22 protein-coding genes are annotated in these 23,099 nt (G+C 73.9%); 17 read left to right on the forward strand and 5 right to left on the reverse strand.

Annotated elements, in window-relative coordinates:
• The 10 genes from ACXR2U_RS14045 to ACXR2U_RS14090 all read left to right on the forward strand — a co-directional run.
• Positions 1-1,358, forward strand: a 1,358-nt coding sequence (locus ACXR2U_RS14045) for a type IV pilus twitching motility protein PilT (protein WP_458825678.1), incomplete at its 5' end; no start/stop codon positions are given.
• Positions 1,355-2,644, forward strand: a complete 1,290-nt coding sequence (locus tag ACXR2U_RS14050; protein ID WP_458825679.1) for a type II secretion system F family protein — start codon at positions 1,355-1,357, stop codon at positions 2,642-2,644. The genes ACXR2U_RS14045 and ACXR2U_RS14050, both read left to right, overlap by 4 nt.
• 102 nt (positions 2,645-2,746) lie before the next feature.
• The gene (locus ACXR2U_RS14055; RefSeq protein WP_458825680.1) at positions 2,747-3,217 is read left to right on the forward strand and encodes a prepilin-type N-terminal cleavage/methylation domain-containing protein; all 471 of its coding nucleotides are present in this window, start codon (positions 2,747-2,749) and stop codon (positions 3,215-3,217) included.
• A gap of 47 nt (positions 3,218-3,264) precedes the next feature.
• Entirely contained in the window at positions 3,265-4,086 is an 822-nt protein-coding gene (locus ACXR2U_RS14060; protein WP_458825681.1) for a prepilin peptidase, read from the forward strand.
• A gap of 69 nt (positions 4,087-4,155) precedes the next feature.
• The gene (gene pilM / locus ACXR2U_RS14065; protein WP_458825682.1) at positions 4,156-5,193 is read left to right on the forward strand and encodes a type IV pilus assembly protein PilM; all 1,038 of its coding nucleotides are present in this window, start codon (positions 4,156-4,158) and stop codon (positions 5,191-5,193) included.
• Positions 5,190-5,927: a PilN domain-containing protein gene (locus tag ACXR2U_RS14070; protein WP_458825683.1), complete on the forward strand. Its 738-nt coding sequence runs from the start codon at positions 5,190-5,192 to the stop codon at positions 5,925-5,927. Before pilM ends, ACXR2U_RS14070 begins: the two co-directional genes overlap by 4 nt.
• Positions 5,924-6,595 carry a type 4a pilus biogenesis protein PilO gene (gene pilO, locus ACXR2U_RS14075; protein WP_458825684.1) on the forward strand — a complete coding sequence of 224 codons (672 nt, stop codon included), beginning with the start codon at positions 5,924-5,926 and terminating at the stop codon, positions 6,593-6,595. The genes ACXR2U_RS14070 and pilO overlap by 4 nt, the downstream gene beginning before the upstream one ends.
• Positions 6,596-6,597: 2 nt before the next feature.
• The gene (locus ACXR2U_RS14080) at positions 6,598-8,019 is read left to right on the forward strand and encodes a type IV pilus modification PilV family protein (protein WP_458825685.1); all 1,422 of its coding nucleotides are present in this window, start codon (positions 6,598-6,600) and stop codon (positions 8,017-8,019) included.
• 26 nt (positions 8,020-8,045) lie between these two features.
• Complete coding sequence (locus ACXR2U_RS14085; protein ID WP_458825745.1) at positions 8,046-8,651, forward strand: prepilin-type N-terminal cleavage/methylation domain-containing protein; 606 nt, start codon at positions 8,046-8,048, stop codon at positions 8,649-8,651.
• The gene (locus ACXR2U_RS14090; protein ID WP_458825686.1) at positions 8,648-10,261 is read left to right on the forward strand and encodes an RICIN domain-containing protein; all 1,614 of its coding nucleotides are present in this window, start codon (positions 8,648-8,650) and stop codon (positions 10,259-10,261) included. Before ACXR2U_RS14085 ends, ACXR2U_RS14090 begins: the two co-directional genes overlap by 4 nt.
• Before the next feature lie 43 nt (positions 10,262-10,304).
• Here ACXR2U_RS14090 and ACXR2U_RS14095 read toward each other — a convergent pair whose 3' ends face one another.
• The gene (locus ACXR2U_RS14095; RefSeq protein ID WP_458825687.1) at positions 10,305-12,110 is read right to left on the reverse strand and encodes a DEAD/DEAH box helicase; all 1,806 of its coding nucleotides are present in this window, start codon (positions 12,108-12,110) and stop codon (positions 10,305-10,307) included.
• A 76-nt stretch (positions 12,111-12,186) separates the two neighbouring features.
• On the opposite strand from ACXR2U_RS14095, the gene ACXR2U_RS14100 reads away from it, so the two are divergent.
• Positions 12,187-13,287, forward strand: coding sequence for a YihY/virulence factor BrkB family protein (locus ACXR2U_RS14100; RefSeq protein WP_458825688.1), 1,101 nt, complete (start codon positions 12,187-12,189; stop codon positions 13,285-13,287).
• On the opposite strand, the gene ACXR2U_RS14105 is transcribed toward ACXR2U_RS14100, so the two are convergent.
• Complete coding sequence (locus ACXR2U_RS14105) at positions 13,266-13,499, reverse strand: DUF3039 domain-containing protein (RefSeq protein ID WP_458825689.1); 234 nt, start codon at positions 13,497-13,499, stop codon at positions 13,266-13,268. The genes ACXR2U_RS14100 and ACXR2U_RS14105 overlap by 22 nt on opposite strands.
• Before the next feature lie 31 nt (positions 13,500-13,530).
• On the reverse strand, positions 13,531-13,929 hold the full coding sequence (locus ACXR2U_RS14110; RefSeq protein ID WP_458825690.1) for a DUF3099 domain-containing protein: 399 nt from the start codon (positions 13,927-13,929) through the stop codon (positions 13,531-13,533).
• A 199-nt stretch (positions 13,930-14,128) separates the two neighbouring features.
• Between ACXR2U_RS14110 and ACXR2U_RS14115 the strand changes: the two genes are divergently transcribed.
• From ACXR2U_RS14115 to ACXR2U_RS14140, 6 genes are all read left to right on the forward strand, one after another.
• Entirely contained in the window at positions 14,129-14,938 is an 810-nt protein-coding gene (locus ACXR2U_RS14115) for an alpha/beta fold hydrolase (protein ID WP_458825691.1), read from the forward strand.
• Positions 14,935-16,488, forward strand: a complete 1,554-nt coding sequence (locus tag ACXR2U_RS14120) for a DUF7782 domain-containing protein (RefSeq protein WP_458825692.1) — start codon at positions 14,935-14,937, stop codon at positions 16,486-16,488. Before ACXR2U_RS14115 ends, ACXR2U_RS14120 begins: the two co-directional genes overlap by 4 nt.
• Positions 16,489-16,587: 99 nt before the next feature.
• Positions 16,588-17,046 (forward strand): D-aminoacyl-tRNA deacylase, encoded by a 459-nt coding sequence (gene dtd, locus ACXR2U_RS14125; RefSeq protein WP_458825746.1) that lies wholly within the window; start codon positions 16,588-16,590, stop codon positions 17,044-17,046.
• A gap of 198 nt (positions 17,047-17,244) precedes the next feature.
• A complete protein-coding gene (gene sigB, locus ACXR2U_RS14130) occupies positions 17,245-18,558 on the forward strand; it encodes an RNA polymerase sigma factor SigB (RefSeq protein WP_458825693.1) in 1,314 nt (437 codons plus the stop codon).
• A 172-nt stretch (positions 18,559-18,730) separates the two neighbouring features.
• The gene (locus ACXR2U_RS14135) at positions 18,731-19,423 is read left to right on the forward strand and encodes a metal-dependent transcriptional regulator (protein WP_458825747.1); all 693 of its coding nucleotides are present in this window, start codon (positions 18,731-18,733) and stop codon (positions 19,421-19,423) included.
• Between the two features lie 182 nt (positions 19,424-19,605).
• Positions 19,606-21,072: a glutamate synthase subunit beta gene (locus ACXR2U_RS14140; protein WP_458825694.1), complete on the forward strand. Its 1,467-nt coding sequence runs from the start codon at positions 19,606-19,608 to the stop codon at positions 21,070-21,072.
• 31 nt (positions 21,073-21,103) lie between these two features.
• Here the strand turns inward: ACXR2U_RS14140 and ACXR2U_RS14145 are convergent, their stop codons facing one another.
• A complete protein-coding gene (locus tag ACXR2U_RS14145; RefSeq protein ID WP_458825695.1) occupies positions 21,104-22,132 on the reverse strand; it encodes a DUF4192 domain-containing protein in 1,029 nt (342 codons plus the stop codon).
• 163 nt (positions 22,133-22,295) lie between these two features.
• On the reverse strand, positions 22,296-23,024 hold the full coding sequence (locus ACXR2U_RS14150; RefSeq protein WP_458825696.1) for a hypothetical protein: 729 nt from the start codon (positions 23,022-23,024) through the stop codon (positions 22,296-22,298).
• Positions 23,025-23,099: the final 75 nt, after the last annotated feature.

A 23,099-nucleotide genomic window follows, 5' to 3' on the forward strand; every position in this document is an offset into this window, starting at 1 on the left:
CCGAGCCGGCCGCCACGCCCGCGCCGGTCGCCGTCGCCACCCGCAGCGACACCCGCCCGCTCGCGGCGGTCCACCCCCTGCCGACCGCGGGCGACGACGCCCCGACCGTCCACGGACTCACGACCTTCCCCGCGGGAGTGGTCGACACCCGCACGGCGCGGGTCCGGTTGGCCGGGGTGCCCACCCCGGACGCGCCGTCGGGGGCCCGCGAACGCCGCGGTGACCCGCGCGACGTCCAGATGCTCGGCGCGCGTCACGAGGCGCGGCACCAGGCGGCCCGCACCGACGTCGACGGCCTGCACGACATGATGCGGCAGCTGCTGGCCGCGGGCGGGTCCGACCTGCACCTGTCGGTCGGCGTCGCGCCGACCATGCGGGTGCACGGCGACCTGCGCCGCCTCGCCGACCACGGCCCGCTCGGTGGTCCGGAGATCGAGGCGTTGCTGCGCACGATCGTCGACGGCGGCCAGTGGCACACCTTCGAGCAGACCCACGAGCTCGACCTGGCCTACACCGCGCCGGCGATCGGCCGGTTCCGCGTCAACCTCTACCGCCAGCGCGGCGTGTGCGGCGCGGCCTTCCGGGCCATCCCCACCGTCATCCCCGAGCTCGAGACGCTCGGCCTGCCCCCGCAGATCGAGCAGTTCGCCGGTCTCCCCCGCGGCCTGGTGCTCGTGACCGGCCCGACCGGTTCCGGCAAGACCACGACCCTCGCCTCGCTGCTCGCGCTCGCGAACCGCACGCGTTCACCGCACATCGTCACGATCGAGGACCCGATCGAGTTCCTGCACGACCACGGCACCGGCCTGGTCAACCAGCGCGAGGTCGGCGGCGACACCGCCTCGTTCGCCGCGGCGCTGAAGCACGCGCTGCGTCAGGACCCCGACGTCATCCTCGTCGGCGAGTTGCGGGACCTGGAGACCACGGCCACGGCGCTCACGGCGGCCGAGACCGGCCACCTGGTGTTCGCCACGCTGCACACCCAGAGCGCGGCCCAGACCGTCGACCGCGTCATCGACGTCTTCCCCGCCCACCAGCAGGGCGAGGTGCGCGCGCAGCTCGCGTCGACCCTGCGCGGCGTGGTCACCCAGGCCCTGGCGCCACGGGCCGACGGCGCCGGCCGGGCGGTCGTCGCCGAGGTGATGGTCGCGACCCCCGCGATCCGCAACCTGATCCGGGAGGGCAAGACCCACCAGATCCCGTCCTTCATGCAGGCGGGTGGGCGCGACGGCATGCTCTCGTTCGACCAGCACCTCGCGAGCCTGGTGCGCTCCGGCGTCATCGCGTTCGACAGGGCCCTGACCCTGTGTCACTCGTCCGAGGACTTCGGCCGGCTCGCCCGGACGGTGTCGGCGTGACCGCCACGTTGCCGCAGGCACCGGCGGCCGCCGCCCCCGCGACGGGGAACGACGACGCCGTCCGGTCCTGGGCGTACGAGGCGCTGGACGCGAACCAGGACCGGGTCAAGGGGGTCGTGGACGCGAACGGCATCGACGCCGCGCGGGCCGCGGTCCGGGCGCTCGGGCTCACGCCCCTGACCCTGAACCCCACGGGACAGGGCTTGCAGCGCGAGATCTCGCTGTTCGGTGCCAAGCGGGTCAAGCAGAAGGACCTCGCCGTGTTCGCGCGGCAGTTCGCCACCCTGGCCGGCTCCGGCCTGTCGCTGCTGCGCTCGCTCACCGTGCTGGAACAGCAGAGCAAGAACCCGACGCTCGCCAAGACCCTCGGCGAGGTCCGCTCGGACATCGAGTCCGGCCTGTCGCTGTCCGACGCGATGGCCCGCCACGAACGGGTGTTCCCGCGCCTGGTCGTGGCCATGGTCCGCGCGGGCGAGACCGGCGGCTTCCTCGACGACGCGCTCGAGCGCATCGCCGAGATCACCGAGAAGGACGCGGCCCTGCGCGGCAAGATCAAGTCGGCGATGACCTACCCGAGCATCGTGCTGCTGTTCTCGGTGGCGATGGTCGCGGTCGTCCTGGTCTTCATCGTGCCGATCTTCGAGGGCATGTTCGCCTCGCTCGGCGGAGAGCTCCCGCTGCCGACCCAGGTCATCGTCTCGATCAGCCACGCCATGGTCTGGCTCGCCCCGCTCACGCTCGTGCTGATCGGCGGCACCGTCCTCGGCGTGCGGATGCAGCTGCGGCGCAGCCCCGCGTGGCGCCTGCGGTTCGACGGGCTGCTGCTGCGGCTGCCGATCTTCGGACCGCTGCTCAGCAAGATCGCGATCAGCCGTTTCACCCGCACGCTCGGCACGTTGCTCGAGGTCGGCGTGCCGGCGATGCAGGCGCTCGACGTCGTCGGCGAGACCTCCGGCAACGCCGTGATCGGCCGGACGGCCGAGGCCATCAAGGAGTCGATCCGCAACGGCCGCACGATGTCGGCGCCGATGAGCCGGCCGGACTCGGTGTTCCCGCCGATGGTCGGCCAGATGGTCGAGGTCGGCGAGGAGAGCGGCCAGATCAGCGCGATGCTCGACAAGATCGCCGACTTCTACGACCGCGAGGTCGACGAGGCCACCGACTCACTCACCGCCGCCATCGAACCGGTGATGGTGGTCGGCATGGGCGGCATCGTCGGCACGATGGTCGTCTGCCTCTACCTGCCGATGTTCACGATCTACCAGAACATCCAGGGCGCCACGTAGTCGGCACGCCCCACACACTTCCGCGCTGCACCGCGGAGAACCCCACGGCCGTCCCGGCCGGCACCACCCATCCCTGCTCCACCCACCTGAAAGGGCTCCGCCATGTCCATCCACACCACCCTCGACGCTCTCCGGTCCCGGCGCGACGAGGAGCGTGAGGGCGGCTTCACCCTCATCGAGCTCCTCGTCGTGGTCGTGATCATCGGCATCCTCGTCGCCATCGCGATCCCGCTGTACCTGAACTACCGCAAGGGTGCCGAGAACAAGTCGGCCGAGTCCGACGTCCGCGGCGCGATCTCCGCGGTCGAGCAGTACTACACGAGCAACGGCAACGCCTACCCCGACTCGGTCGCCGGCACCGAGAGCACCCCGCTCGACCTCGGCACCGGCGCCAACAAGCAGACCATCTCGGTCGGCAGCAACAACACCGTCAACTACGCCAAGACCGGCGACGGCTACAAGGTGTGCGGCCTCAACGGCAACGGCAAGCACCTGTTCGTCTACGACAGCACGACCGGTGGCGCCGTGACCGACGCCGGCGAGAAGCCGCTCAAGGCCGACTGCTCGGTCTGATCCGCACCACCCCGACGACCGTCCGACGCCCAGGAGGGAGACCGACCGTGAACGACACCGCAGCGCTGCAGTCCGTGGCTCCGTGGCTGTGCCTGTCCGCGGTCGGCCTCCTGGGCGTGGTCATCGGGTCCTTCCTCAACGTCGTCATCCACCGCGTGCCGCTCGGGCACTCGCTCGTCTCGCCCGGCTCGCACTGCCCGGCCTGCGAATCCCCCGTGCAACCCCGGCACAACGTGCCCGTGTTGAGCTGGCTGGTGCTGCGCGGACGGTGCGCGGACTGCCGCGTCCGGATCTCGCCGCGGTACCCGCTGGTCGAGCTCGGGACGGGTGTGGTGTTCGTCCTGGTCTCCCTGCGGTTCGGGTTCTCACCGGTCCTGCCGGCCTACCTGTACCTCGCCGCCGTCAGCATCGCCCTCGCGGCGATCGACCTCGACACCCGGCGCCTGCCGGACGCGATCGTCCTGCCGTCCTACGTCGTCGGAGTCGCGCTCCTCGCACCGGCCGTGGTCCTCACCGGTGACCTGTCGGCCGCGCTGCGCGGCCTGGCCGGAGCGGCGCTCCTCGGCGGCGCCTACCTCGCCCTGGCCCTGCTCAAGCCCGGCGGCATGGGACTCGGCGACGTCAAACTCGCCGGCCTGCTCGGTCTCTACCTGGGCGTGCTCGGTTGGGACGCCCTGCTCGTCGGCGGTTTCGGCGCGTTCCTGCTCGGCGGCCTCGCGGGCGTCGGCCTGCTGGCCACCCGCCGGGTCGGACGCCGGACCGCCATCCCGTTCGGCCCGTTCATGCTCACCGCGGCGTTGCTCGCCCTGTTCGTCGCCGCTCCCATCTCGCACTGGTACCTCACGCTGCTGCAGCCTGCAACGGTCTGAACCGTTGCAGTCCGCAACCGTGTGAGCACCGCGTCCCCTTCCGTCACGCCCTCAGCTAGGAGAACGACCATGGCAGCTCCCCTCCACATCGGCCTCGACATCGGGTCGTCGTCGATCCGGGCGGTGCAGACGACCCGTGGCAAGGGCCCGGCGGCCGTCACCGCGTTCGGCCAGGCCGAGCTGCCGGTGGGCGCGGTCCGGGCCGGCGCGATCCACGACGCCGAGGCCGTCATCCTCGCCATCAAGCACATCTGGTCCGAGAAGGAGTTCCGCAGCAAGCGGGTCATCCTCGGCATCAGCAGCCACCAGGCGGTCGTCCGCGAGGTCACGCTGCCCGAGCTGGCTCCGAAGGAACTGCGCGCGGCGCTGCCGAACCTCGTCTCCGACCTGCTCCCGATGGCCGCCGAGAGTGCGCTGCTCGACTTCTACCCGCTGGAGGCGGACGCCGGCACCGTCGCGCCCGGCCAGCGCCGCGGGTTGCTCATCGCGGCCCCGCGCGACCAGGTCACCGGCACCGTCGAGGTCGTCGAGCGCGCGGGCCTGACCGTCGAGCGGGTCGACCTCTCCTCGTTCGCGGTCCTGCGCGCGACCGCGCGCCCCGGTCACGAACGGGAGGCGATCGTCGACCTCGGCGCCCGCACCACGACCGTCCTCGTGCACACCGACGGTGTCCCGCACATGGTCCGCACCGTCCCCCGCGGCGGCTCGGACGTCACCGCGGCCGTCGCCGCCGGGCTCGGCCTGCCCGAGGAGGAGGCCGAGGCGGTCAAGCACCGGGTCGGTGTGCTCGCCGACGAGGACCCGTGGACCACCGACGTCGTGGCCGACGCCCTGCGTCCGTTGGTGCACGAGATCCGCAGCTCGCTCGCGTACCTCGCGGGCGGCGCGAACGGCACGGCCGTCACCCGCCTCGGGTTGTGCGGGGGCGGCGCGCTCATGCCCGGGCTCACCGCCTACCTCGCCGACGAACTCGACGTCGACGTCTACCTCGCCAACCCACTCATGCGGGTCGGCTCGGTGGCCCGGCGCGGGAAGGGCAGCGAACTGTCGGTGCACCGCTGCGCGGCCGCCGTGTCGGTCGGGCTCACCCTGCTGGCCGCGTCGTGAACGGGGTCATCAGCCGGCTGCGTCCGGAACCCACCACGCGCTCGCGCCCGACCGGCGCCGAGGGCGCCACCGTCACGCTGCTGCCGATCGGCGCCGACCTGCTCCCCCGCGGGACCGCCGCCGAGCGGCGCGGCCGCGGGACCCGGTGGGTCGCGGTCGGTGTGGTCGTCGCCGCGGTGCTCGCGGTCACCGCGGCCTGGCTGCTGGCGACCCGGGGTCACGCCACGGCCACCGACGCCCTCACCGCGGCGCAGGACCAGCAGCGGAGCCTGCAGGCCACGCAGGAGGAGTACGCGGACCTCGTGGCCACGCGCCAGCAGGCCACCGACCTGCGCAACACCCTGGCCTCGCTCATGGCGACCGACACCCCGTGGTCGACCCTGCTCACCGAACTCGGCCGGGTCCGCGGCGGCGTCACGTTCACCTCCGTCGACGGCGCCCTCGCCACCGCCGGGACCGGGAGCGGCGACACCGGCGCAGCGTCCGGCCCCGCGACGACGCCCGGCGCCATCGGCACGCTCACCGTCGAGGGCACCGCTCCCGACAAGCCCACGATCGCGGCGTTCGTCGAGCAGCTCGACACCCTCGGCGGCCTCGCCGACCCGTTCCTGTCCACCGTGGCCGAGCAGTCCGACGGCGGCGGCTACACCTTCACGGTCTCGGTGGCCCTCACCGGTGACCTGCGCACGGCGGCACCGGGCCGCTGGGCGCCGACCACCGGAGGCGGCAAGTGACCAGCATCCCGCAGTTGACGCGTCGTCCGGGCGCCCCCCGGTCCGCCCGCCGGGCGGCGACCCCCGCGACCACGAACGGCAACGGACTCGAGAAGTGGACCCTGCCGCTGGCGATCGTCGCGGCGGCGGTCATCGGCCTCGCCGGCTGGATGGTGCTCGTCTCGCCGGTCCGTTCCGACACCGCGGCCGTGACCAGCCAGGCCGACGTCGTCGACACCCGGGTCGCGCAGCTGCGCACCCGGGTCGAGGGCCTCGAGGCGGACCAGGCGAAGCTGCCGCGGTACCGCCAGGAGCTCGCCGCGGCCGCCGCCGCGCTGCCGACCACCGCGGCCCTGCCCGCGTTCCTGCGGATGTTGCAGGACCTCGGCACCTCGACCGGCACGGTGGTCACCGCCCTCGACGCCACCGAACCCGACGGTTCCACCGGTGGGGCGAGGACCGGTGCGGGTGGGGTCGGCGCCGTCTACGCGGTGCCGATCACGGTGTCGGTACGGGGCGACTACGACGCCCTCACCGCGTTCGTCACCGCGTTGCAGACACGTCAGCCCCGCGCCGTCCTCGTCGACTCGGTCACCGAGAAGGCCGCGACGGGCAGCTCGGTCACGCTCACCGTGGCCATGACGGCGTTCGTCGCGCCGACCGCGGGCGCCGCCGGGAACGGCGGCTGACCGTGCCCGCCAGCCGGACCCTCCCGCCCGACCACCGCGCAGGCGGCGACGACGCCGGGTTCACCCTGATCGAGGTCATGGTCTCGGTCGCGATCATCGCCGTGGTGATGCTCGGCCTCGGCGCCGTGTTCGTCGCGACCGCCGCCGGCACCGACGTCCAGGGCGGGCGACAGGCAGCGTCGCGGATCGCCACCGACGGCCTGGACCGCGCGCACGCGCTGTCGGGCTCGGCGGTGGTGCGGGGCCGCGACAAGGCGTCCGTCGACACCCAGTGGGCCACCCGCCCCGCCGGTGTCTCCACCCTGCTCGCGGGACTGACGGCGAGCTCCGACGCCACGGCCCGCACCGGCGCGGGTCGGGCGGCGGCGCTGCCGACCACGCCGTTGACCGTCACGGTCGACGGCGTCACCTACCGACAGTCGTTCTTCGTTGCAGGCTGCAACATCAACGCGTCCCAGACCTGCCTGGCCGCGGCCACGACGGGCACGGTGGCGATGTACGACGTCGTGGTCTCCGTCGCCTGGCCGGACCGGTCGTGCCCGCGCGGCACGTGCACCTACGAGCTGTCGACGCTCATGGCGGCCAACACGACCGAGCCGCTGTTCAACAGCAACGTCAAGGCGGTGGCACCGGTTGTGACGATGGCGAACGGCCTGACCCGGTTCGGCACCGACGTCGGCGAGACCATCTCCGCTGCCAACGGGCCGAAGGTGGTCGTCGCCGGCGGCAACGGCGGGGTCACGCTGACCGCGGCCGGCCTGCCCGCCGGCGTCACGCTCGACCCGGACACCGGCACCTTCACCGGCACGCTCGGGGCGGTCACCGCCGGCACGACCGTCACCGTCACGGCCACCGACCGGTTCCAGCTCTTCGGTTCGACCACGTTCACCTGGGCGGTGAACGCCCTGCCGAAGCTGACCTCGGCCACCCTGCCGCTCGTCGCCGGAGCGCTGCAGACGGTCGACCTCGCCACCGCGCTCGGGTTGGGTGCCACCGGCACCGGCCCGTACACGTGGGCGTGCACGGGACTCTCGCTCGGCGCGACCGTGACCGCCGCCGGAGTGCTCACGGTGCCCGCGGCCGCGGTCGGGGTCCTCACGCCCGCGTGCACGGTCACCGACTCGCGGGGGCGGTCCTCGACCGCGACCCTCACCGCGAAGGTGCTCCTGCCGCTCGCCGTCACGCCGCCCGCGGCACCCACGCTGGTCCGCACCGTGGCGATGACACCACTCACGCTGGTCGCCACCGGCTGCAGCGGCGCGTGCACGTGGGCGTCCAGCAAGCTGCCCGCGGGCCTGACGATGACGTCCGCCGGTGTGGTGAGCGGCAAGCCCACCACCGCCGGATCCACCACCATCACCTTCACCGTCACCGACGCCGCGGGACGGACCGCCACCACCAACGTCACGTGGCGGGTGTCGTGAGGCGAGCGCGGTCCGCGGTCGTCGCCGTGTGGCGGAACCGCCGTGACGACCGGGGTTTCACCCTCACCGAGATGCTGGTCAGCGTTGCCATCACCGGGATCGTGATGGTCATCGTGACCGGTGCGGTGCTGCAGGCCTCGGCGACGAGCGCGCGGGTCGACGCCGCGTCGTCCTCCCAGCAGCAGGCCCACCAGGCCTTCGACAAACTCGACCGGCTGGTGCGGTGGGCCTCGGGGTACAGCACCCCGGCCCGGGCGCCCGACGGCAACGACTACGTCGAGTGGCTGCAGACCGCAGGCGGCACCCCCACCTGCCAGGAACTGCGGCTGGACCGCGGCACCCGGCAGTTGCAGCTGCGGTCCTGGGCCCAGGACCGCATCGCCACCACCGTGACGCGCTGGAGGGTCATCGCCTCCGGCGTGGGCGCGGTCGACGCCGCCACACCGGTCTTCACCCGCTCCGCCGCCGACTCCACCTTCGGGTTGTCGCGCCTGCGGATCGCGGTGACGGCCACCGCCGGGGGCACGAAGCTGCGGGACTCCACCACCCACGACGTCACCTACACGGCGGCCAACTCGACCGGCGCGACCGTGCCGGACACCGTGTGCACCGAAGGACGGACCCGACCATGATCCGCGCGATCTCGACCCTGTCCCGCCGGCGGATGGCGGCCGTGCGCGCCGGCGGTGACGACCGGGGGTCGTTGGTGCTCGCGATGCTCGTGACGCTCGTCGCGACGTCGGTCGCGGCGCTGGTGTTGCCGATGCTGCTGACCTCGGCGTCGGGCGCACGCTTCGACGACCGGCGCGCCCGCCAGCTCGCGGCGGCCCAGAGCGGGGTCGAGACGGCCCTGGCCCGGATCCGTGCGGCGTCCGACTCCACCTCCGCCGGTCTGATCGGATCGTTGCCCTGTGCACCGTTGGCCGGGACGGTGCTGGGCAGCGTGGACCTGCACTACAAGGTCTCGATCACCTACTACTCCACCGATCCGGCGCAACCGGGTGCCGCCGTCGTCGACTGCCTCACCGACACCGTCGGCGGCGTGGTCAAGAGCCTCGGCACCAAGACCACGCCGGCGTTCGCGCGCATCACGGCCTGGGGTTCGGACGTCCCCGGCACCGCCTTCCCGGCGGGGCGCAGCCGCAGCGTCAGTGCGACCTACGTCGTCAAGACCACCAACAGCAACATCGTCGGGGGCCTGTTCCGGGTCAACAAGCTCGCCACCAGCAAGGACCTCTGCCTCGACGCGGGTGCGGCGCCGTTCACCGCCGGGCGCGTCGTGACCATGCAGGCGTGCGACACGACGTCCGCGGCCCAGAAGTGGGCGTACAACACGACGCTCACGGTGTCGCTGGTCGCGACCCGTGTCCTGGACGCCGCGGGCGCCGTCACGACCGACGGGTTGTGCGTCGACGGTGGCCCGCTCACCTCGGGCAAGGAGGTGGCCGGCACCTCGCTGCGTCTCCAGGCGTGCGGCACCGCCACCAACCTCAGCCAGCAACGGTGGAGCATGAACGACAACGCCGGGATGGAGGGCACCGACACCGGCGCGGCGACCAACGGTCTGTGCTGGGGCGTGACGCGTCCTGACGTGCCGGGCAGCGACGTCACGCTCGGGACGAAGTGTGTCGGCAGCAACGGTTACGACAACCAGGTCAGCTGGCAGCCCGCCGCCGCGGTCGGTGCCGGCGCCTCGGGTGCGGCCTACAACGAACTGGTCAACTACAACCAGTTCGGCCGCTGCCTCGACGTCACCGATCAGAACGTCGACTCCTCGTTCCTCATCGCCTGGCCGTGCAAGCAACAACCGGACCCGACCAAGGTCGCGTGGAACCAGCGGTGGACGCTCCCCGCCGTCACGGACGGGGTCGGCACCGGCCGCATCACCACGACGAGGAACGGCACCACGTACTGCCTGACCAGCCCCATGTCGTCGGGGTCCGGCCGGTACGTGCGGGTCACGGCGTGCCCCACGACCGCCACCGACGAGACCCGCTGGACGGTCCGCACCAAGGTCAGCAGCTACGCCGCCAGCTACCAGATCGAGGACCGGTCCGGGGGCCTGGGCGCCGGGCTGTGCCTGCAGCCGGCCGACCCGGCGTCCTTCCCCGTCGACCTGTTCGAGAAGGGCACCGGCATCAGCAAGATCGTGGTCCGGCCGTGCACCGCGAGCACGCTGCAGAAGTGGAACGCGCCGCCGAACATCGACGCGCCGAGCGTGAAGGACCAGACGGAGAACTGACCCCGCCGCCGGTCGTTGCACCGTGCAACGACCGACCCGGTGGTCAGCGGGTGGTCAGCGCCAGCAGGTGGTCCCGCCGCGCCTCGAGCACCTCGGCCGGCGCGGACGCCGACGGCGGCCCGGGCACGGCCCGGCGGATCTCGGCGTGGACCTGCGCGTGGGAACTGCCGGTGCGGGCGGCGTAGGCGCCGACGAGCCGGTTGACCTCGCGGCGCAGGTCACCGGCAGCGCGCCAGGAGGCCTGGGCGGGCGGCGGCTCGGGGGCCGGGTCTCCGGTGCGGCGGAGCTCGCCGCGGCGGGCGGCGTCGACGCGCTTGCGGACGTCGACGTCACGCCGGGCGAGCAACGCGGCGGTCTGCTCGGGGCTGAGCAGGCCCGGCAGTCCGACGAAGTCCTCGTCGTCGTCGGACAGGTCGGCCACCACGGCCCGGCCGCCGTGCAGCACGTGCGCGAACTCGGCCTCGGCCTCGAGCGCTTCGTACTCCCCCACCGTGCCGTCCGCAGGCTCACGCTCGGCGACGACCTCGTCGAGCACCTCGAGGTCGTCGGTCTCCGGTGAGGACTTGAACTGCAGGACGTGGTTGCGCTCGGTCTCGAGTTCGGCCGCGAGGGTGAGCAGCGGCCGGACGGCCGGCAGGAACACCGTCGCCGACTCGTGACGCCCGCGCGCCCGCACGACGCGGCCGACGGCCTGGGCGAAGAACAGCGGCGTGCGGTAGCTGGTGAGCCAGGCCAGCGCCGCGACCCGCGGGATGTCGACCCCCTCGGACACCATCCGGACGCACACGGCGATGCGTTCGTCGCCGGCGGCGAAGCGCGAGAGCCGTTCGGACGCCTGGGGGTCGTCGGAGACGATGAGCGCGGGCTTGCGGCCGGTGACCCGCTCGACGATGTCGGCGTAGGCCCGTGCGGCCTCCTGGTCGCTGGCCAGGACCAGGCCGGCGGCGTCCGGCATGCCACCGGCCCGCAGGGCGTCGATCCGGTCGTCCAGGGCCGCGAGGACGTGCGGGACCCACGCGCCCCCGGGGTCCAGCGCGGTCTTCCACGCCGCCGCCTCGACCGACTTGGTGCCGGCGTCGGTGAGCGACGCCGCGACGACCTCTCCGGCCGAGGTCCGCCACCGGGCCACGCCGGTGTAGGCGGCGAACACGACCGGGCGCACCACGCCGTCGCGCAAGGCCTCCTTGTAGCCGTAGCTGACGTCGGCGACGCTGCTCACCTCGCCGCTGCCGGCGTCGGTGTAGCGCACGAACGGGATCTGCTCGTCGGCCCGGGTGCGGAACGGGGTGCCGGTGAGCGAGAGGCGGCGCACCGCCCCGCCGAACGCCTCTCCGACGGCGTCGCCCCATGACAGGCCGTCGCCCGCGTGGTGGACCTCGTCGAGGACGACGAGCGTGCGCCGCGCCGTGCAGCGGGCGTGGTGCAGTGCGGGCTTGGTGGCGACCTGGGCGTAGGTGGTGACGTAGCCGTCGGCGTCGGCCCGGACCGGACCGACGGCGTTGGACAGCGTCGGGTCGAGGTCGAGTCCGACCCGCGCCGCGGCCTCGGCCCACTGGGTGCGCAGGTGGTCGGTGGGGGCGACGACGACGATCCGGTCGACCGCTCGCCGTTCGCGCAGGCGCATTGCGAGCGCCAGGGCGAACGTGGTCTTGCCGGCACCGGGCGTGGCCGTGACGAGGAAGTCGCGGGCCTGCTCGGCCGGCCGGTCGAAGTAGTCGGCGATGGCCCGACGCTGCCAGGCCCGCAGCCGGGTGTCCGAGCCGTGGGCGGCCGCCACCGCCCGGGGTGAACCTGGACCTCTGGTGACGTCGTCGGGGAGATCGAACAGATCAGGTGCACCGGCCGTCATCGCTGCGCAACTGTAATCCCCGCCGCGCGTCGCGCCTCCGTCGGCGACGGGGTGTCGCGGGGCAGACTCTCGACCCGTGGTCGAACCTCTGGTGAGCGCGTTCGCGGGACACCCGTTCCCGCTGCGCCGCCGCGCCGTCAAGATCCTCACCAGCCCCGGCGCGGTGCTCCGGCGGATCGGGCTGCTGCTGCTCGACACCGTGCGGTCGGCCTGGCACCACCGCATCCTCGGACTGTCGGCGGAGACGGCGTTCTGGCAGCTGCTGTCGCTGCCGTCGCTGCTCATCGCCCTGCTGGCGTCGCTGGGCTACCTGAGCTTCCTCATCGGGCCGGACACCGTCATCCGAGCGCACCTGCAGTTGGAGGAGGCGTTCGGTCAGGCGTTCTCGCCGCAGGTGGTCGACCAGCTCATCGGCCCGACCCTCGACGACGTGCTGCACGGGAACCGCCTGGGGGTGGTCAGCCTCGGCTTCCTGCTCGCGCTCTGGGCGGGGTCGTCGGCCACCGCGACGTTCGTCAACACCATCACCATCGCCTACGGCCAGCGCGACGAACGGGGCGCGGTGCGCAGCCGGCTGCTCGCACTGTGGCTGTTCCTCGGCTCGGTGCTGGTCGGCGTGGTCGTGCTGCCCATGCTCGTGCTCGGCCCCGACCTGCTCGCGAAGGCGTTCCCCGAGGGCGCCCGCTCGACGGCCGCCGCCGTCGTCAACGCCGCCTACTACCCGGTGGTCGGGCTACTGGTCCTGCTCGGGCTGACCAGCCTGTACCGGCTCTCGCCGCCTCGCCGGCTCTCGTGGCTGCGGGGGTTGCCGGGCGCGACCCTCGCCCTGGCCGTGTTCCTCGCGGGTTCCGCCGGGCTGCGCGCCTACATCACGTTCGTCATCAGCCGCAACGACGCCTACGGCTCGCTGGGCACGCCCGTCGCCGCGCTGCTGTTCTTCTACGTGCTCGCGCTCGGCGTCCTGCTCGGCGCGGAGTTCAACGCCGCGATCGAGCGGACCTGGCCGTCGTTGCCGCCCACGCGCGTGCGCGACACCGCGGCCGCCCGCATCGTCGACCGCGGGTGGACGGTGATCAGCGACCGGGTCCCGGTGCTGCCGCCCGCCACCGCCAAGCTGTGGTCACCGGCGCGGCGACGCGCCGAGGACGACGACGATCAGTCGTTCATCGCCTCGTAGATCTCCCGGCACTTCGAGCACACCGGCGACCCGGGCTTCGGCGCACGGGTGACGGGGAAGACCTCGCCGCACAGCGCCTGGACCATGGAGCCCATCACCGCGGACTCCGCGATCTTGTCCTTCTTGACGTAGTGGAAGACGTTCTCGCCCGGGTCCGTCTCGTCGGTGCTGACGTCCGGACGCTCGAGGGTGTCGGTGCCGGGGCTGGTCATGACTCCATCGTGCCACCCGGCCCACGGGGGGTCAGCCCTCGATGACCCGGGGCGTGCGGGACGTGGTGTCGTCGTCGTGGGCGCCGTCCTGCGGACCGTGCGGGGTCGAGGCCGTCATCGGCAGGGCGGTGAGCCCCGGCGTGGCCGCCCGGCGGTCGCGCGCCATGCGTTCGCGCTCGGCCTTGGGCAGCCGGTCGTTGGCGATGAGGACCGCGGCCCACGGCAGCACCGCGGCGCCGGCGACGCAGATCAGCGCCAGCCAGATGTTGTGGTAGATCGACCCGACGACGAACGCGCCGATGATGCAGACGACACGGCCGGCCATCATCGCGCCGTAGCGCCGGCGGCGGCGGTTGTACTCCGCCTCGGGCGACTCCCCGACGTCGGTGATGAGAACAGGTCGTTCGCCGGGATGGGTCACAGCGACCATGGTGCTCCTCCTCCGGTCCGTTTCACAGGCTCGATTTGAACGTGTTCGACAGAGTCAACCGCGGGGGCCGTCCGAACAGTCCCACCCCGGCGGGTCGGGTGTCGGATCCGGTCGGTCGAACCCCGTGGACGGGCTCTGGGACAGTGCAGGCATGAACGGGCGGGCATGAGCGGGCGGGCATGAGCGACGCGGGGACCCGGTGACCGCGGCGGGCGCCGCCGCCCCTCCGACGGTGTGGGTGCTGCACGGGCAGCCCGACACCTCGGCCACCTGGTGGGCGACACGTCGGTACCTGCTCGAGGCCGTCGCCGCCGCGGGCGTCGCACCGCCCGAGGTCCGGGTGCCCGACCGGCCGGGCTACGGCCACCACCGCTCCCCCGCCACCGACTACGCCGGGAACGTCGCCTGGCTGCGGGGCGAGCTCGACCGGTCCGGGGCGGAGCGGGTCGTGCTGGTCGGACACAGCTGGGGCGGCGGGATCGCGGTGCTCGCCGCCGCGGCCGACCCCCGCGTGGTGGGGATCGCCCTGCTGGCCTCGGTCGGACCCGACTGCCTGGTGGCGACCGACCGGCTGTTCGAGGTGCCGGGACTCGGCGAGCCGATGTCGTGGGTGGCGCTCGGACCCGGCGCCGGCGTCTGGCGTCGCTACCTGCGCCGCAAGGTCCGCGAACGCATCGACCCCGCCGACGCCCCGTACGCCCGCTCGACCGCGTGGGCGAACCGGCTGCGACCGGTGTGGCGTAGCTTCGTCGTCGAACAGCGGGCGTTGCTGCGGGAGCTGCCGCAGATCGTGGACGCGCTGCCCCGCGTGCAGGTGCCCGCACTGGTGGTGGCGGGCCGCGACGACCACGTCATCCCCCCGGCCACCCCTGCGGGTCTGGTCGCGGCGCTGCCGCGGGCGACACGGGTCGACCTGCCCGCCGGTCACGACCTCAACCTCAGCGCGCCCCAGGCCACCGGTCAGGCCCTCGCGGCCTGGTTGCTCAGCGACGTCCTGGCGACGACGTGACCCCCGCCCCGGTCACCGCCCTGCTGCCCGCCACCGACCTGGACCGGTTGCGGACCGCCCTGGTCGACGCCGCGTACACCGTCGACGGCGTCACCGACCTGCTGGGGCCCGCGGGCGAGGCGGCGCTGGCCCGGGCCGACCTCGCCGGGGTCCGGCGGGTGCTGCGGGCGCACCGCGGCCCCCTCGCCGACCTGTGCCGGGTGTTCCTCGTGGGCGACGACGTCCCGGCGGACGCGGCGGCCGCGGCGTTCGGGGAAGTGCCGGTCGAGGCGCTCACCGAGGCGGGTCTGCTGGAGGCGTCGGGCGGAGCGGTCCGCGCTGCGATGGACGTGCGGCCGCACGCCACCGACGCCGGCGACGGCCCGTGGTGGATCGTCTCCGACCTCGGCGGCGACGTGCGGCGCGGCGTCCTACGGACCGACCACGTCCTCGGCGTGGGGCCTGCCGCGATGTCGCTCGCCGACACCGTCGTGCGCCGACCGGTCGACCGCGCCCTCGACGTCGGCACGGGCTCCGGCGTCCAGGCCCTGCACCTCGCGACCCACGCGGAACGGATCGTCGCCAGCGACGTCAGCGAACGGGCGCTGCGGTGCGCCGCGACCACCTGGGGGCTCTCGCATCCGGGACGCGACCTCGACCTGCGCCGCGGCTCGCTGCTCGATCCTGTCGCGGGCGAGCGGTTCGACCAGGTGGTCGCCAACCCGCCGTTCGTCATCACACCCGGCCCGACGCCGTCGGACGGCCGGTTCACCTACCGCGACGGCGGACTCGCCGGCGACACCCTCTGCGCCCGCCTGGTCGCGGGCACCGGGGCCGTGCTGTCCCCCGGCGGCGTCGCCCAACTGCTCGCCAACTGGCTGGTGACCGGCGAGCAGGACTGGACCGAACGGGTGGCGGGCTGGGTCCCGGACGGCGTCGACGCCTGGGTGTGGCAACGCGAGATCGCCGACCTCGGTCAGTACGCGGCGCTGTGGCTGCGTGATGCGGGCGACGGCCCGCACGTCCCTGGCTACGCCGGGCGCTACGACGCCTGGGTCGACGGGCTGCAGGCCCTCGGCGCGGTGGCCGTGGGGTTCGGGGCCGTGCACCTGCGCCGGCCCGCCGACGGTGAGCACCACCCCCGGGTCGTGGTGGCCGAGGACGTCGTGCAGCCCCTGCAGCCACCGCTGGGCGAGGCCGTCGCGGACTGGTTCGAGCGGGCGGTCTGGCTCGCCGGCCCCGGCCGCGACGACCGCACGCTGCTCGCCACCCCGCTGCGCCCCGGTCCCGACCTGCTCCTGGTCCGGGCCTCGACGCCCGGCCCGGAGGGGTGGGTCCCCGGCGCGTCCGCGTTGCGCCAGACCGACGGCCTGGGGTGGGAGGTCGAGGCCGACGACGCCACCACCCAGGTCGTCGGTGCCTGTGACGGCACCCGCCCGCTCGGTCTGCTGCTCGACCTGGTGACCGCGACCCGCGACGACGTCGGCGCCCCGGACGCGTTCGTCGCCCGGGCGCTGCCGGTGGTCCGGGACCTGGTGGCCCGCGGCCTGCTCGAACCGCCGCGCGCCTGACGTCCGGTCGTGCGGGAGGCTCCCGTCGTGCTCGAGGCTCCGGTCGTGCGGGAGGCTCCCGTCGTGCTCGAGGCTCCGGTCGTGCGGGAGGCTCGGGCCATGCGGGCGGTGGTGACACGGGTGACCTCGGCGGCGGTCGAGGTCGACGGCGAGGTGGTCGGGGCGATCGGACCGGGGCTGCTGGTCCTGGTCGGCGTCAGCCACGACGACACACCGGCCACCGCTGCCGCCCTCGCCCACAAGATCGCCGGGCTCCGGATCCTGCGGGACGAACGCGCCCTGACCGACGTCGACCACCCCGAGGCGCTGGTGGTGAGCCAGTTCACACTGCTGGCCGACACCCGCCGTGGCAGGCGTCCGAGCTGGTCCGCGGCCGCACCCGGGCCGGTCGCCGCACCGCTCGTCGAGACCGTGGTCGAGACCCTGGTGGAACTGGGTATCACGGTGCAGAAGGGGCGTTTCGGCGCCGACATGGCGGTGTCATCGGTCAACGACGGCCCGGTGACCCTGGTGCTGGACGTTCCACCGACGTCGCGACCCGGGCTGGCCGCCGACTGAGAACGGGGTGCCGCGAGGCACGTCTCGGCGGGGGTCGCGGAACAACAAGCGCCCGGAAACGTTGAGGTGAGTGAACCGCGTACGCCCTTGGAACCGTGGAGGACGTACACGACGTGATCGAGGGTGACGGCTCCGTCAGGGGCCGGCGCCCGAACCGGTACGAGGGCGACGAAACCAGAGACGGGGTCCACACCCACTGTGACGACGAAGACGAGCAGCACCACCAGCACGAGCACGAGCGGCACCGCGCCGCACGTCGCGCGCACGCGGACGGCCACGGGCACCACGACCCGCACCGGCCGCTCCGGCAAGCCGACCGCGACCACGAAGGCCACCCGGCCCGGCGTGCGCCGCGCTCCGGCGAAGTCGACCGGCGCGATGACGGTCACCGAGGAGACCACCACCGACGTCACGGGTGCCGCCTCGAGCGCCGCCCCGGTCGACGTCGAGAACGAGGTCGAGGTCGCCGACAGCGAGACCACCGGCTCGACCCACGTGGTCGACGAGAACGACCGCCCGGCGGGCGACCGCCCCGTGGCCACGCTCGCCGACCTCGACGAGGCGGCGGTCTCGGCCGACCTGGTCCGCGTGTACCTCAACGAGATCGGCAAGGTCCCGCTGCTGACCGCGGTCGACGAGGTCGAGCTCGCGAAGCGCATCGAGGCCGGGCTGTACGCCGCCCACATCCTCGCGGGCGGCACGCTGGAGACCGACGAGCCCACGCCGCTCGCCTCGGACAAGATGACCCCGAGCCGCAAGCGCGAGATGCGGGCCGTGATGGTCGACGGTGAGCGCGCCAAGGACCACCTGCTGCGCGCGAACCTGCGCCTGGTCGTCTCGCTGGCCAAGCGCTACACCGGCCACGGCATGCCGTTCCTGGACCTGATCCAGGAGGGCAACCTCGGTCTGATCCGCGCGGTCGAGAAGTTCGACTACACCAAGGGCTTCAAGTTCTCGACCTACGCCACCTGGTGGATCCGGCAGGCGATCAGCCGGGCGATGGCCGACCAGTCGCGCACGATCCGCCTCCCCGTCCACCTCGTGGAGCAGGTCAACAAGCTGCAGCGCATCCGGCGTGAGCTCAACCAGGAGCTCGGCCGCGAGGCCACCGACGCCGAACTCGGCGAGCAGCTCGACGTCACCGAGGAGCGCGTCCGCGAGCTCATCGACCTGTCGCGCGACCTGGTGAGCCTCGACCAGACCGTCGGCACCGACGACGACGCCGCCCTGGGCGACTTCATCGCCGACGAGTCCGCGCCCGCCGCGGCGGAGTCGGTCGAGTTCGGGCTCATGAAGGAGCAGCTGCGCTCGGTGCTCGGCACGCTGGAGTCGCGGGAGGCCGCGGTCGTGCGCATGCGCTTCGGCCTCGACGACGGTCAGCCCCGCACCCTCGACGACATCGGCCGCACGTTCAAGCTCTCCCGCGAGCGGATCCGTCAGATCGAGCGCGAGACGATGGCGAAGCTGCGCCACCCGTCACGCGCCCAGGTCCTGCGCGACTACCTCGAGTAGACCGCTCGTCCCGACCAGCACCACCACCGCCGTCGCCCGGTCCCGGGCGGCGGCGGTGTCGTCTGTCCGCGGCCGCGTCATCCACTGGGGGTGAACGCGCGCCCCGCGGACACCCCGGCAATGGGAGGATGGACCCGTGGGTCATCACAGCGACCTCATCGACACCACCGAGATGTACCTGCGGACGGTGTACGAGCTGGAGGAAGAAGGCGTCACGCCCCTGCGTGCGCGCATCGCCGAGCGTCTCGGCCAGAGCGGTCCGACCGTGAGCCAGACCGTGGCCCGCATGGAGCGCGACGGCCTGGTGAACGTCGCGGGTGACCGGCACCTCGAACTCACCGAGGAGGGCCGCCGCCACGCGGTCGCGGTCATGCGCAAGCACCGCCTCGCCGAGCGTCTGCTCGCCGACGTGATCGGCCTGGACTGGTCGCTGGTCCACGTCGAGGCGTGCCGCTGGGAGCACGTGATGTCCGACGCGGTCGAGCGTCGCATCCTCGCGTTGCTGGACAAGCCGCTCGTCTGCCCGCACGGCAACCCGATCCCCGGCCTCGACGACCTCGGCCTGCCCTTCGGCACCGGCTCCGACGACGACGCCGCCCCGCTGCAGACCATGCGTGACGCCGCCGAGCGCTCCGCGGCCGGCACCGCCGTGCAGGTCGCCCGGATCAGCGAGCAGATCCAGAACGACGAGGACCTCATGCGCGACCTGCGCCGCGCCGGCGTCCTGCCCGGCGAGCGGGTCACGCTCGAGGTGCACGGCAAGAGCCTCTGCGTCACCCACGGCGAGGACACCATCGACCTCGGCCCCCGGGTCAGCGAGCACATCTTCGTGCGGTCGGTCACCGCCCCGACCGCCGCCGTCTGAACCCCGCCCGGCCCGCGGCGCCACGCCGCTACCATCGCCCGACGAGTCACCGCCGCCTCGCCCCGACGTGCCCGGGCCACCCGCCCGGACGCAGTGCACCCCACCCGCACGACCACCGTGCCCGACCCCCGGCTGCCCTGCGGCCGACCGGGGTCGGGACGTGACCGAATGGAGGCGGCCCCGTGGCCCATGACGCGCAGGGCTTCCTCAAGCTCGCCCGGGTCGACATGCCCAAGCGGCCGACCGAGGAACGGGTCCGCGACTTCCTGCCGATCTACGCGTCCTCGCCGTCGGGTCAGGTGCGCGAGCAGGCCTCGCGCTGCATGGACTGCGGGGTGGCGTTCTGCCACGCCGCGTGTCCGCTCGGCAACCTCATCCCCGAGTGGAACGAGCTGGTGGCCGAGGACGACTGGACGGCCGCGAGCCAGCGTCTGCACGCCACCAACAACTTCCCGGAGTTCACCGGCTGGGTCTGCCCCGCGCCGTGCGAGGCCGCGTGCGTGCTCGCCCTCAACACCGACCCGGTCACCATCAAGCAGGTCGAGCGCGCCGTGGTCGAGCGGGCCGCGGACGACGGCGGTCTGGAGCCGCAGCCCCCGGCCGCCCGCACCGGGCGCAGCGTGGCCGTGGTGGGTTCCGGCCCCGCGGGCCTCGCCGCGGCCCAGCAGCTGACCCGCGTCGGACACGACGTCACGGTGTTCGAGCGTGACGACCGCATCGGCGGGCTCCTGCGGTACGGCATCCCGGACTTCAAGATGCCGAAGGACACCATCGACCGCCGCATCGCCCAGATGACGGCCGAGGGCACCACGTTCCGGGTCAGCACCGACGTCGGCCCGGAGGACGTGGCCGTGCTGCGGGAGCGTTACGACGCCGTGGTCCTCGCGGTCGGTGCGCTGCGGCAGCGGGCGCTCACGGTGCCCGGTCACGACGCTCCGGGCGTGCACCAGGCGATGGAGTACCTGCCGATGGGCAACCGCGTGCAGGCGGGCGACTACCCCCGCCCGCCGATCAGCGCCGCCGGCAAGCACGTCGTGGTCATCGGCGGGGGCGACACCGCCGCGGACTGCCTCGGCACCGCCAACCGGCAGGGTGCGCTCTCGGTGACGCTCGTCGACCACAACCCGGTGCCGGTCCGCAACCACGACCTGGTCAACCCCGCCTGGCCCGCCGCCCGCTCCAGCCGCGGCGTCTCCCCCGCCCACGACGAGGGCGTCCACGAGGCCTGGGCCCGTGAGGTCGTCGAGTTCGCCACCGACGCGGACGGCGGTGTCCGGGCCGTCGTGGTCGAGGAGGTCGAGATCGTGCGCACGGCGCTGGGTCGCGAGTTCCGTCCGGTGCCGGACTCCCGTCACGAACTGCCCGCCGAGCTCGTCCTGCTGGCGGCCGGGTTCGTCGGCACCGACGTGCCCGACCTGCTCGCCGCGCTCGACGTCACCGAACTGCCCGGCCGCGGGGTCGCGCAGGTCGATGCCGAGTGGCAGACCAGCGCGCCGGGGGTCTACGCCTGCGGCGACGCGAGCCGCGGGGCCAGCCTGGTCGTCTGGGCGATCGCCGAGGGCCGCGCGTGCGCGGCCGCGGTCGACCGGGCCCTCTCGGGCGAGTCCGAACTGCCGGCGCCGGTCGCGCCGTACGCCCCGGCCATCTGAGCCGACCGGCCGGCCTCGCACCGCCACCGGGTCACGCCGACAACGGCGGCACGGTGCGCGGGTCCACGCACGCATTGATCGCGTCGAGCAGCAGCCGGGCGGCCGAGTAACCCCCGGGCGTCGCCGCCGCCCGCTCGGCCGCCAGCACCGCGCGCACGCCGTCGCCGTGGCGCCAACTGCGCCACCCCAGCAGGAACATCGGCGTCGCGTCGTACGGCGCGGGCGCGCGCCGGGCGAGTTCGAGCCAGAGGCCCTGGCCGTGCACCTCCCCGGCGTCGACCGCGAGCCACACGGCATCCCGGACGCCCGTGTCGGCGAGGTCGGCGAGGCACCTCGCCACCACGGGGTCGGCGAGCGCCGGGGCGGGCCCGGGCGGTCGGGTGTCGTACTCCCGGGCGAGCGCGACCACGCGGACGGCCCCCTCGGTGGTGCGGGCGCCCCCGTCGCCCTCGACGATCGCTCGCACGGCGGCCGCTTCGCACGCCTCGATGAGCGGGCCGAGCGCCGGGTCGGGCGCGCCGACCGCGAACTCGGCCTCGACGGCCTCCCGGTCGGGCAGCACGCTCACGCCGGCGAACGTCGCGCTCACCGCCGCGGGCGACGCCCGGTCCACGACGAACCCGCCCGGCGGGCAGCACCTCGGGTCGTCGCAGAGCAGCGAGACACAGACCTCGCCGCGGTCCCAGCCGACGTCGAGCAGGTCGACGCCGACCCGGTCCGCCGCGTCCTGCAGTCGGTCGACGACGACCGGGTCGACCGCCTCGGCGCTCGACACCATGACGATCACGCCGGTCGCCGCGGTGCGCGCGACACCGTCGAAGACCGACGCCAGCAGGAGCGGACCCGAGTCGGCGAGCACGTCCGGCAGGTCGACGCGGGCGGTCAACCCGACCCGCCGGCTCGAACGCCCCGCACCGGCACCGGTCATCGCGATGCACGTGACGCTCTCGCGCGGCGTGAAGCCGATCAGGTACGGCAGGACGGCCGCGAGGTCGCCGAGGCCGGTGACGCGGGCGAGGGGTTTCGAGGCCGGGTCCAGCCGGCGCGGAGACGGGCGCATGCCGGGTATCCGACCGCGTCCGACGACGCGGCGGGGCGGTCGTCGCGTCGCTGTGGACGACACGCCGTCCTGTGGACGACGGCGGCGACGACCCGACCGTTCGTGCTATAGGCCGTCAGCCCAGGGGTCAGCCCAGGGGTCAGCCCAGGGGTCAGCGCAGGGGTCAGCGCAGGGTGCCGGCGCGCCACCGGTCGGCGGCCAGCGCGAGGTCCGCGGCGGCGTGGTCGTTGCGGTCGGCGGCGTCGTCGAGGCCGACACCGTCACGACCGAGGGCCGGGCCCGCCACGACGTCGACCGGGTCGGCGCCACTGGCGTCGGCGAACCACCGGCGACCCATGGCCACCACCCGCAGGAACGAGGCCACCCGCTCCAGAGCGACGTCGACCTCGCCGTCGTACACCCCGCGGAGCGCGGCGTCGGCGAAGGCGACGACCTCGTCCTCGCCGGCGTCGGCACCGACCCCGGCCACCACGACCTCGGCCGGCGCGAGCGGCTCGCCCGCCCGCCACAGCCGCACGACGCCCGGGGTGTCGGACCGGCACCACTGCCGCACGACGTAGAGCACCCACAACGCACCGGGCAGCGTGCCGGGACCGGCGTCGCGCCAGAGCGAGGTGAGGGTGTCGAGGCCGACACGGTCGGCGAGCGCGACGAAGTCCTCGGGCTCCGCCCCGGACTCCCGGGCGCGGCCCTGGGCGATGACGACCGCGGCGGTCGAAGCGGCGATCTCGGCCCGGTGGTCCGCGGCGTGGTCCTCGTGCAGGCCGTCCAGGTGCGCGGTCAGGTCGGCGTAGCGGCCCGGACGGTGGAAGGGCCGCGGGGCTCCGGTCGGGTCGCCTCCGGTCGCGTCGTCGCCGCTGATCGCGTGCCCTCCCGCCTGGTTCCGGGCCACGCCGGCCGGCGTCGCTCCCGGACCCCAGGGTACGGCGCGACCACCGGCACCCCCGCGCGTAGCGTCGTCACCGGA

The organism is Jatrophihabitans sp. YIM 134969 (genome assembly GCF_054456675.1).